This window comes from Rhodococcus sp. 7Tela_A2 (assembly GCF_049311045.1).
Taxonomy (GTDB): Bacteria; Actinomycetota; Actinomycetes; order Mycobacteriales; family Mycobacteriaceae; genus Rhodococcus.
Map to the genome: position 1 here is coordinate 1 of NZ_JAXION010000127.1, position 11,304 is coordinate 11,304.

At 67.8% G+C, this 11,304-nt stretch carries 9 protein-coding genes and 1 tRNA gene; 7 read left to right on the forward strand and 3 right to left on the reverse strand.

Translation table 11 applies throughout. The features are described from left to right. Positions 1-52: 52 nt before the first annotated feature. From TVH25_RS18410 to TVH25_RS18420, 3 genes are all read right to left on the reverse strand, one after another. Positions 53-128 (reverse strand) — tRNA-Arg (locus TVH25_RS18410). Between the two features lie 111 nt (positions 129-239). Continuing rightward, positions 240-944 (reverse strand): DUF305 domain-containing protein, encoded by a 705-nt coding sequence (locus tag TVH25_RS18415; RefSeq protein ID WP_169622490.1) that lies wholly within the window; start codon positions 942-944, stop codon positions 240-242. A 2-nt stretch (positions 945-946) separates the two neighbouring features. Beyond that, positions 947-1,810 (reverse strand): DUF3105 domain-containing protein, encoded by an 864-nt coding sequence (locus TVH25_RS18420; protein ID WP_169622491.1) that lies wholly within the window; start codon positions 1,808-1,810, stop codon positions 947-949. Between the two features lie 156 nt (positions 1,811-1,966). Between TVH25_RS18420 and argS the strand changes: the two genes are divergently transcribed. From argS to rpmE, 7 genes are all read left to right on the forward strand, one after another. Then, the gene (gene argS / locus TVH25_RS18425) at positions 1,967-3,628 is read left to right on the forward strand and encodes an arginine--tRNA ligase (protein WP_422425131.1); all 1,662 of its coding nucleotides are present in this window, start codon (positions 1,967-1,969) and stop codon (positions 3,626-3,628) included. Next, complete coding sequence (gene lysA, locus TVH25_RS18430; protein WP_296550064.1) at positions 3,625-5,046, forward strand: diaminopimelate decarboxylase; 1,422 nt, start codon at positions 3,625-3,627, stop codon at positions 5,044-5,046. The genes argS and lysA overlap by 4 nt, the downstream gene beginning before the upstream one ends. Continuing rightward, positions 5,043-6,371: a homoserine dehydrogenase gene (locus tag TVH25_RS18435; protein ID WP_296550065.1), complete on the forward strand. Its 1,329-nt coding sequence runs from the start codon at positions 5,043-5,045 to the stop codon at positions 6,369-6,371. The genes lysA and TVH25_RS18435 overlap by 4 nt, the downstream gene beginning before the upstream one ends. Continuing rightward, complete coding sequence (gene thrC / locus TVH25_RS18440) at positions 6,368-7,459, forward strand: threonine synthase (protein ID WP_169622494.1); 1,092 nt, start codon at positions 6,368-6,370, stop codon at positions 7,457-7,459. Before TVH25_RS18435 ends, thrC begins: the two co-directional genes overlap by 4 nt. Before the next feature lie 37 nt (positions 7,460-7,496). Then, on the forward strand, positions 7,497-8,426 hold the full coding sequence (thrB, locus tag TVH25_RS18445) for a homoserine kinase (protein WP_169622495.1): 930 nt from the start codon (positions 7,497-7,499) through the stop codon (positions 8,424-8,426). A gap of 343 nt (positions 8,427-8,769) precedes the next feature. Then, positions 8,770-10,887: a transcription termination factor Rho gene (gene rho, locus TVH25_RS18450; protein ID WP_422425134.1), complete on the forward strand. Its 2,118-nt coding sequence runs from the start codon at positions 8,770-8,772 to the stop codon at positions 10,885-10,887. 119 nt (positions 10,888-11,006) lie between these two features. Further along, positions 11,007-11,240 carry a 50S ribosomal protein L31 gene (rpmE, locus tag TVH25_RS18455; protein ID WP_169622497.1) on the forward strand — a complete coding sequence of 78 codons (234 nt, stop codon included), beginning with the start codon at positions 11,007-11,009 and terminating at the stop codon, positions 11,238-11,240. The last annotated feature ends 64 nt before the right edge of the window (positions 11,241-11,304 follow it).

The following is an 11,304-nucleotide window of genomic DNA, read 5'->3' on the forward strand; positions in this document are numbered from 1 at the left end:
GCCCCCCCCCGGCCCCGGCCCCCTGCGCAAACCCCCGGGGGGGCCGTCGTGGTGGTGCCCTCGGCAGGATTCGAACCTGCGACTTCTTGCTCCGGAGGCAAGCGCTCTATCCCCTGAGCTACGAGGGCAATCCGGGCCCACCGGCTGACCGGCGGTGCGGAGCTAGCCTAGCGCATTGCGCGCTCAACTCCACATCCGCAGGTCAGCGCGATAATCCGGGCCCGAGGTGTCCACGATGATCAGTTCATCGGCAACGGTTGACCGCCGCGCTCGGTGAGCATGGACGTGATCAACTCGGATTCACCCGTCTGGGTGTCGACCATCTTCTGGGCGATGTTGCGCACCACATCCGTGCTCGCGTACTGAGCTCCGTACTCCATCATGGGCAGGCCGCCCTGGTGGTGGCGCAGCATCAGCTGGAGGAAGAGCACATCGAGTTCGGGGCCGCGTGCCGCGCGCAGTGCGGTGAGCTCCTCGGACGATGCCATGCCCGGCATCCTGCTCGCCCCGCCCGCCGCGTGCGCGGCGTCGTCCGACCCGTGGCTGTGTCCGTCACTCTCGGCCATCCACGTCATGTAGTCGCCGACCGGGAGCAGCGGGCGACCCCACAAGCTGAGCCAGCCCTGCATCTGACCGACCTGATTCTGCTGGGTGGTCAGGATGTCGTACGCGAGGCTGCGCACCCGGTCGTCCTCGGACTGCGTCACCGCGACCGCAGCCATCTCGATCGCCTGGTTGTGGTGCACCGACATGTCCTGCAAGAACCCCGCGTCGACCGAATCCGCTGCCGGTGTCGCAGGTGCCCGGTCCTCGAGCGGGATCCGTGCGAGGAACCCGGCGAGAAATCCCACGGCGACGGCAGCCACGGTCAGAAGCGCCAGAAACAAGCGCCCGTGCCCGCGGTCGGTGCTCTGCTCGGTCCGGTCGGCAGTGACGTCGCTCATGGTCAGCTCCCGGCCGGTACCTGCATGTCGGTGGGGAACTGTCCGGCACCACCGGCAGGGATCTGCTCGGTGCCGTCGACGGTGCCGCCATCCATCGGGACCGCATCCGGGCCGGGCTCGGACGCATCGAACGGCGGCGGGTTCGCGGGATCGAACGACGCGGGAAGCGTCGAGCAGCTGGCGCCGACCTCGGGGTAGGCGTACTGGTTCAAACGAAGCGACGCGATGAACTGGTCGATGCGCTCGTCGTCGGCGCTGTCGACCTTGAGCTGGTGACCCCACGACTGCAACGAGATCGGGGAATCGAGACCGGGGTACGGCGACATCATCGTGTAGGTGCGGCCGTCGACCTTGCCGGCGAGTGCGTCGCGCGCGGCGTCGTCGACCAGATCCGGGTTGTAGGCGATCCACACGGCGCCGTGCTCGAGCGAGTGCACCATGTTCTCGGTCCGGACGGGCTGGTCGTACACGGTGCCGGTGCAGGTTGCCCACACCGAGTCGTGCGGCCCACCGAACGGCGGCGAGTAGTCGTACGCCACCCGCTGCGCGGGATCGACGTGCTGGCCCGCCTCGTAGTCGACCGTGACGACACCGTCGATCGCCGAGGAAGGATCCTGATTGGACTCGGACGGCGACCACGCCGCCATCTCCTGCTGATTCTGGTATTTCGGCACGATGCTCACCGCGATGACCGCGATCAGGAGGACGACGAGAGCGACGCCTCCGATCATCACCCACGGGATCTGGCGTTGGGAAGGCACGCCGCGCGAACCGCGGCTCTGCTTCTTGGCGGCCTGGATGGCCTTCGACGACTTGGCTCCGGTTTTCTTGTTACCGGACCCACCACTGACAGAACCGCTGGGCATCGCTGGTTGCTCTTTCGACGGGCGGACAAAGAAGATGCGAGCCGCCGAAGCGCGCACGCAACGACAACTCTACGGGCGTCGCGGTGACAGCGGCCCCGGCGTCGGCTATGGGGGAGCGTCGGCGGCCCTTCGGACGAGCCAATAGGATGAATACCTGTGACTCCTTCCGACCTTGCCGAATTGCTCCACGGAACCGCCGCGACCGTCCTCGCCGATCGTGGTCTCGACGTGTCCGTCCTCCCCGAGACCCTTACCGTCGAACGCCCGCGCAACCCTGAGCACGGCGACTACGCGACCAATGTCGCCATGCAGGTCGCGAAGAAGGCCGGAGTCAACCCCCGTGAGCTCGCGACGTGGCTCGCCGAGGCGCTCACCGCCGCCGACGGCATCGACTCGGCCGAGGTCGCCGGTCCCGGCTTCCTCAATATCCGCCTCGCTGCCGACGCGCAGGGAGCGATCGTCGCGAAGGTCCTCGACGAGAACGACGAGAACGACGCGTACGGCGCCGGGGACGACCTCGCCGGTAAGAAGATCAATCTCGAGTTCGTCTCGGCGAACCCCACCGGACCGATCCACCTCGGTGGCACCCGCTGGGCAGCCGTCGGTGACGCGCTCGGCCGGATCCTCACCGCACAGGGCGCGGAGGTCACGCGGGAGTACTACTTCAACGACCACGGCACCCAGATCGACCGCTTCACGCGGTCTCTGGTCGCATCGGCGCTCGGCGAGCCCGCCCCGGAGGACGGATACGCCGGTGCATACATCGTCGACATCGCCGACGAGGTGCTGAAGCAGCGCCCGGACGTGCTGGATCTGCCCGACGCGGAGCGCGACGAGGTCTTCCGCTCGATCGGGGTCGAGCTGATTTTCGCCCACATCAAGCAGACCCTCCACGAATTCGGTGTCGACTTCGACGTCTACTTCCACGAGAACTCGCTGTTCGAATCCGGAGCGGTCGAGAAGGCGGTCGAGACACTCAAGGCGTCCGGCAACCTGTACTTCTCGGACGGCGCGTGGTGGCTCAAGAGCACCGATTTCGGAGACGACAAGGATCGCGTCGTCATCAAGTCCGACGGCAACGCCGCCTACATCGCCGGCGACATCGCCTACTTCCAGGACAAGCGGTCGCGAGGCTTCGACCTGTGCATCTACATGCTCGGCGCCGACCATCACGGCTACATCGCGAGACTGAAGGCAGCCGCCGCCGCGTTCGGTGACGATCCCGACACCGTCGAGGTCCTCATCGGTCAGATGGTCAACCTGGTGCGCGGCGGCGAGACCGTCAAGATGAGCAAGCGGGCAGGCACCGTGATCAGCCTGGACGACCTCGTCGAGGCGATCGGTGTCGACGCTGCCCGCTACGCGCTCGTGCGTTCCTCGGTCGATCAGAGCATCGACATCGATCTCGAACTGTGGACGAGCACCACCAGCGAGAACCCGGTGTACTACGTGCAGTACGCGCACGCCCGGCTGTCGTCGATCGCACGCAACGCCGCCGACCTCGGGCTCGGCACCGAAGGCGCCGACCTGTCGCTGCTCACCCACGAGCGCGAGGGCGACCTCATCCGCACTATCGGCGAGTACCCCCGCGTCCTCGCCAAGGCCGCCGAACTGCGCGAACCGCACCGCGTGGCCCGCTACCTCGAGGAACTCGCCGGCACCTACCACCGGTTCTACGACGCCTGCCGCATCCTGCCCCAGGGCGACGAAGAACCCGGCGCCCTGCACACCGCGCGCCTGGCACTGTGTGCCGCCGCCCGCCAGGTGCTCGGCAACGGCCTCGGACTGCTCGGCGTCTCCGCTCCGGAGCGGATGTGAACGCGCACCCGGCCGGGCCCCGGCACGCAGAGATTCCCCACGCCCCGACCATCGCGGAACGCCCCCGCGACGCGGGTGAACTCAACAATCTCCATGCGCACGTGTGGCCCCGCAACGCGAGTCGCGGCGACGACGGTGTCCTGCAGATCGCGGGAGTGCCGGTCACCGACCTCGCCGAGAAGTACGGCACGCCGCTGTTCGTCGTCGACGAAGACGACTTCCGGTCGCGGTGCCGCGAGATAGCCGAGGCGTTCGGCCCGACTGCACGGGTGCATTACGCGTCGAAGGCATTCCTGTGCACCGAGATCGCGCGGTGGGTCCACCAGGAGGGGTTGTCGCTCGACGTGGCGTCCGGCGGCGAACTCGCGGTCGCGCTGCACGCCGGCTTCCCCGCCGACAAGATCGCCATGCACGGCAACAACAAGTCCGTGCACGAACTGCGCAGCGCCGTGAGCGCCGGTGTCGGGCACATCGTGCTCGACTCGATGGCCGAGATCGACCGCCTCGACGAGATCGCCGGTGAGCTGGGTGTCGTGCAGGACGTCCTCATCCGGGTCACCGTCGGTGTCGAGGCACACACCCACGAATTCATCTCCACGGCGCACGAAGACCAGAAGTTCGGTCTGTCGCTCGCCGGTGGCGCGGCCATGGCCGCCATCCGCCGCGTGTTCGCCACCGGCAACCTCCGGCTCGTCGGGCTGCACAGCCACATCGGCTCGCAGATCTTCGACGTCGACGGATTCGAACTGGCCGCGCATCGCGTGATCGGACTGCTACGCGACGCCGTCGCCGAGTTCGGACTCGACCGGACGGCGCAGATGAGCATCGTCGATCTCGGCGGTGGCCTCGGCATCTCGTACATCCCGAGCGACGACCCGCCGCCGGTCGCGGACCTTGCCGCGAAGCTCACCGACATCGTGCGCAACGAGTCGGCCCTCGTCGGCCTGCCCGAACCCACGATCGCCGTCGAACCCGGACGCGCGATCGCCGGACCGGGCACCGTGACTCTGTACGAGGTGGGCACCGTCAAGGACGTCGGAGTGGGGACGGGCCACACCCGCCGCTACATCAGCGTCGACGGCGGAATGAGCGACAACATCCGCACCTCGCTCTACCAGGCCGAGTACGAGTCGCGGCTCGTCTCGCGGGTCAGCGACGCGGAACCCGTCGTCGCCCGCGTCGTGGGCAAGCACTGTGAGAGCGGTGACATCGTGATTCGCGACGCGTGGATGCCGTCCGACGTGGGCGCCGGTGATTTACTGGCGGTAGCGGCGACGGGTGCATACTGCTACTCGATGTCCAGCAGGTACAACCTGCTGCCTCGTCCCGCCGTCGTGGCTGTCAAGGACGGCGTCTCGCGTGTCCTGCTACGTCGGGAAACCGTCGAAGATCTGCTCAGCTTGGAGGTTACGGAGTGACCAACTCAACGGTGACCGATGCACCGGGGCAGCGCCCCGTCGGTGTAGCGGTGCTCGGCCACGGCACGGTAGGAGCCGAGGTCGTGCGGATCATCCGTGATGATGCTTCGGACCTCCGTGAGCGCATCGGCGCCCCGCTCGAACTGCGCGGGATCGCGGTGCGGGACCTCTCCTACGACCGGGGCGTGCCGGCGGAACTTCTCACCACGGACGCCGAGGCGTTGATCACCCGCGACGACGTCGACATCGTCGTCGAACTGATCGGCGGAATCGAACTGCCCCGCACTCTGGTGCGTGCGGCACTCGACGCCGGCAAGTCGGTCGTCACCGCCAACAAGGCGCTGCTCGCCGCGTACACCGGTGAACTCGCCGAGGCTGCCGAGTCGCACAACGTCGATCTCTACTTCGAGGCCGCGGTGGCCGGTGCGATCCCCGTCATCCGTCCTCTGACCCAGTCGCTCGCGGGTGACCGGGTCGACCGTGTCGTCGGCATCGTCAACGGCACCACCAACTTCATCCTCTCCGCGATGGACGACACGGGCGCCGACTACGCCGAGACACTCGCCGAGGCCGGCCGCCTCGGGTATGCCGAAGCGGACCCCACCGCCGACGTCGAGGGCTACGACGCCGCGGCCAAGGCCGCGATTCTCGCGTCGATCGCCTTCCACACGAGGGTGACCGCCAGCGACGTGTACCGCGAAGGCATCTCGAACATCACGGCAGCGGACCTCACCTCTGCCCGCGCCCTGAACTGCACCATCAAACTGCTCGCACTCTGCGAACGGGTCTCCGATCCCGACGGCAAGGACCGCGTCTCGGCCCGGGTGTACCCCGCCCTCGTACCGCGTGAGCATCCCCTGTCGACGGTGAGCGGTGCGTTCAACGCGGTCGTGGTCGAAGCCCAGTCCGCGGGACGGCTCATGTTCTACGGCCAGGGAGCGGGCGGCGCCCCGACCGCGTCCGCAGTGATGGGCGACGTCGTGATGGCGGCCCGGAACCGTGTGCACGGTGGCCGCGGACCGCGCGAGTCCCGATACGCGAAGCTCGATATCGCCCCGATGAGCGACATCGTGACTCGGTATTACGTGAATCTGCAGGTCGCCGATCGTGCCGGTGTGCTCTCGGCCGTCGCTGCCGAGTTCGCGAACCGCGGCGTCAGCATCTCCGCTGTGCGACAGGAGGGTGCCGCAGAAAGCGCCCGCCTGGTGGTGCTCACGCATCGCGCCACCGATCGGGCGTTGGCGGACACCATCGCCGCGCTCGACAAACTCGAATCCGTTATTGCTGTGACCAGCGTCCTGAGACTGGAGGGATCCGCCGAATGAGTGCGGCCGAAAAAAACACTGCTCCCGTGCACACCCCGTGGCCCGGGCTGATCGAGGCGTACCGCAGTCGCCTCCCGATCGGTGACGGCTGGAAGACGGTGACGCTGTGCGAGGGCGGTACGCCGCTGCTCCCGGCCCCCCGGCTGTCGGAGATCACCGGGTGCGACGTCTACATCAAGGTCGAGGGCCTCAACCCCACGGGGTCGTTCAAGGACCGCGGCATGACGATGGCCGTCACCGAAGCACTCGCGACCGGTAAGCAGGCGGTGCTGTGTGCGTCCACCGGCAACACGTCGGCGTCGGCGGCGGCGTACGCGTCGCGCGCCGGGATCGGCTGCGCGGTGCTCGTGCCGCAGGGCAAGATCGCCATGGGCAAGCTCGCACAGGCGGTCATGCACGGCGCGAAGATCGTTCAGGTCGAGGGCAACTTCGACGACTGCCTCGAACTCGCCCGCAAGACCACTGCCGAGTTCCCGACCATCGGGCTCGTCAACTCCGTCAACCCGGTTCGCATCGAGGGCCAGAAGACCGCGGCGTTCGAGATCGTCGACGCACTCGGCGATGCACCCGACGTGCACGTGCTGCCGGTGGGCAACGCAGGCAACATCACCGCGTACTGGAAGGGTTACTCCGAGTACTTCGCGGACGGCCTGAGCTCGCGCAAGCCCCGGATGCTCGGCGTCCAGGCAGCCGGTGCCGCCCCGCTCGTGCTCGGACACCCGGTGAAGGATCCCGAGACGATCGCCACAGCCATCCGGATCGGTGCACCCGCGTCGTGGAACGGTGCGGTCACCGCGAAGGACGAGTCCGACGGCGCGTTCCGCGCGGCCACGGACGAGGAGATCCTGGAGGCCTACCACCTGCTCGCGAAGTCCGAGTCGATCTTCGTCGAGCCCGCCTCGGCAGCATCGATCGCCGGCTTGCTCGCGGCCTCCAAGGACGGATGGCTGCCGCGCGGACTGCGGGTGGTGTGCACGGTGACGGGCAACGGTCTCAAGGACCCGGACACCGCGCTGCGCGACGTTCCCGTCGTCGAGCCGATTTCGGTCGATCCCGTCGCAGTGGCGTCGGCGCTCGAGTTGGTCTGAGTTGACCGCCACGGCTTCCTCTGTTGGGAATCAGAACATGACGCAAACGCTGCCCGTAGGAATCTCGGTGACCGCCCGGGTTCCTGCTTCGAGTGCGAACCTGGGGGCCGGGTTCGACTGCCTCGGCCTCGCACTCGGGCTCTACGACGAGATCACCGTGACGACAACCGGTTCCGGTCTCGACGTGCGCGTCGAAGGGGAAGGCGCCCAAGAGGTCCCTTGGGGCCCGTCGCATCTCGTGGTTCGCGCCGTCGAGCGCGGTCTCGAAGCGGCGGGCATCTGGGCCGACGGTCTCGACGTGGTGTGCCGCAATGTGATTCCTCATTCCCGCGGCCTGGGGTCGTCGGCATCGGCTGCGGTCGGCGGACTCGCCGCCGCCAACGGTCTGGTGCGCAAAGTCGCGCCCGAGCGGGTGCTCGACGACGCCCAGCTCGTCCAGCTCGCCTCCGAGTTCGAGGGGCATCCCGACAATGCGTCGGCGAGTGTGCTGGGTGGTGCGGTGGTCTCGTGGAGCGAGGTGGACAGCGGCTGCGAACAACGGCGGTTCCGCGCGGTGTCGCTGAGCGTGCACCCCGGCATCAAGGCCGTCGCCCTGGTGCCGTCGGTTCGCTCGTCGACCGCGCACACGCGCGGGCTGCTGCCTGCGCTCGTCCCGCACCGCGACGCGGCGTTCAACGTGAGCCGCGCTGCCCTGGCGGTGGTCGCCCTGACCGAGCGGCCGGATCTGCTCATGGCGGCCACCGAGGATCTTCTGCACCAAGCCCAGCGCGCTCCCGCCCTGCCGCTGACCACCAAGTGGGTGACCACGCTGCGCGCTGCCGGGATTCCCGCCATGGTCTCGGGTGCCGGCCCCACTGTGCTCGCGCTGACCACAGAGCCGTTCCCCGACGAATTGCGGGCTGCGGCGGAGGCGGACGATCTCACTGTCCTTCCTCTCGATGTGGCCGAGGGAGTGCAGGTCGACTGACGCGGTTCGTGTCACACCGCACACCGCTGTGCGTGCGCGTCGATTCTTGCCCTGCGTCCAGTTCGTCGCTATCCTGTGGGAAGTCCGCACGTCGTGCGTCCGAAGTCGCCGGATTCTCCAGGACACTCACTCCAGCTCCATGGGGCGTCGATCCCGGGTCTATCCTCACCTGCTCCCGATTCAGGGGGAGGGCCAGGCCGCACCCACCGGATCGGTGTGGTGGCGGACGTGCCGACCGTTCGATTCATGAACTCGTACGGCAATCCCAGCTCAGTGCCAGGAACTGATCTGCGGAACGAACCCTCGGCTCTGCGTAGAGCAACGAGGGAAGGAAAGGATCTCCGTGACAGATACGGACCTGATCGCCACATCCGCTCCCGACACCACCGAGTCTGCCGGAGATTCCGCACAGTCTCCGGTTCGCGCCGGTCGGCGCGGCACCGGCCTGTCGGGCATGGTGCTCGCCGAGTTGCGGACTCTCGCCGCCGAACTCGGCATCAAGGGAACCTCGGGTATGCGCAAGGGCGATCTCATCGCTGCGATCAAGGAGCGGCAGGGCGCAGGCGCCAAGCCCGCCCCCGCTGCAGCACAGCCCGCGACCGAGACGCCCGACGAAGCCTCGGCTCGCCCCGCGCGTGCTCGCCGTGCCCGCGCCGCCGCGCAGGATGATGCTGCCGTGACTCCGGTCGCCGGCACCGAGCCTGCGAGCGACAAGCCTGCCGAGACCGGCGCTGTCGCCACCGACACGAAGCCGGAGCGCAACGCCGAGACCGGCGCAGATTCCGAAGGCGAGTCCGACGGACCCCGGCGTGGACGCGGCCGACGCGGCCGTCGTGGCGCGGACCAGACCGACCAGGGTCAGACCGATGCCGGCGCACCGGCGTCCGAGGGCCACGACCGCGACTCTCAGGAGCGCGGCGACGGTCATTCTCGTGAGAAGTCGCAGGACCGCTCCGAGGGTGACGGTGGCAACCGGCGCGACCGCAACCAGGGTGATCGCAACCAGGGTGATCGCAACCAGGGTGACCGCAACCAGGGTGACCGCAACCAGGGTGATCGCAACCAGGGCGACCGCAACCAAGGCGACCGCAACCGGAACGACCGCCATCAGGACCGTGACCGGAACGATCGTGACCAGGGTGATCGCAGCCAGGGCGACGGCAACAACGGTCCGCGCCAGGACAACCGGGCGGGCGACGACGAGGAAGGCGGCCGCGGCCGTCGTGGGCGTCGCTTCCGCGAGCGCCGTCGCGGACGCGAGCGCGGCGAGGGCGGCGGCAGTGCCGATCGTGAGCCCGAGATCCGCGAGGACGACGTGCTCCAGCCGGTCGCGGGCATCCTCGACGTGCTCGACAACTACGCGTTCGTCCGGACCTCCGGCTACCTGGCCGGCCCCAACGACGTCTACGTGTCGATGAACATGGTGCGGAAGAACGGCCTGCGCCGCGGCGACGCCATCACCGGTGCCGTGCGTGTGCCCCGCGAGGGTGAGCAGGCAGGCAGCCAGCGCCAGAAGTTCAATCCGCTCGTGCGTCTGGACACGGTCAACGGTGGGGACGTCGAGGCGGCCAAGCGCCGTCCCGAGTTCAACAAGCTCACACCGCTGTACCCGAACGAGCGACTGCGCCTCGAAACGCAGCAGAACATCCTCACCACTCGTGTGATCGACCTGGTCATGCCGATCGGCAAGGGACAGCGCGCGCTCATCGTCTCGCCGCCCAAGGCAGGTAAGACGACAGTCCTGCAGGACATCGCGAACGCGATCGCCGTCAACAACCCCGAGTGCTACCTCATGGTGGTGCTGGTCGACGAGCGTCCCGAAGAGGTCACCGACATGCAGCGTTCGGTGAAGGGCGAGGTCATCTCCTCGACCTTCGACCGTCCGCCGTCAGACCACACGTCCGTGGCCGAACTCGCGATCGAGCGCGCCAAGCGCCTCGTCGAAATGGGACGCGACGTCGTCGTGCTGCTCGACTCGATCACTCGCCTCGGCCGCGCGTACAACAACTCGTCGCCGGCGTCGGGACGCATCCTGTCGGGTGGTGTCGACTCGACCGCGCTGTACCCGCCGAAGCGGTTCCTGGGCGCGGCACGCAACATCGAGAACGGTGGATCGCTCACCATCATCGCCACCGCGATGGTGGAGACCGGCTCCACGGGCGACACTGTGATCTTCGAGGAGTTCAAGGGCACGGGTAACGCCGAGCTCAAGCTCGATCGCAAGATCGCCGAGCGTCGCGTGTTCCCGGCGGTGGACGTCAATCCGTCGGGCACTCGTAAGGACGAGCTCCTCATGAGCCCCGACGAGTTCGCGGTCGTGCACAAGCTGCGCCGCGTGCTCTCCGGTCTGGATTCTCATCAGGCGATCGATGTGCTCATCGATCGGCTCAAGAAGTCCAAGACGAACATCGAGTTCCTGATGACGGTCGCGAAGACCGCCCCGGGAGCTCTGGAAGACTGACATCGGGGCCCGGGAATTTTTCCCGGGGCCAGGTGTTTGGCATAATCGAACGGCTCAGTCCGGCTCCGGTTCACGTCTTCGATCCGCGAAGGCGACCCGGCGGCCACGAAAGGGACACCATGAAGGCAGGAATCCACCCCAACTACGTGGCGACAACCGTCGTCTGCGGTTGCGGCAACACGTTCGAAACGCACAGCACCAAGGAGTCGGGACGGATCACCGTCGAAGTCTGCTCCAAGTGCCACCCGTTCTACACCGGCAAGCAGAAGATCCTCGACACCGGCGGCCGCGTCGCCCGCTTCGAGGCTCGCTACGGCAAGCGTCCTTCCAAGAAGGCCGACGCCGACAGCTAGCTGTCACGGCCCCCCCCCGGGGGGGGTGGGGGACCCGGCCGGGGGGGGGGGGTTTTTTGTGCCC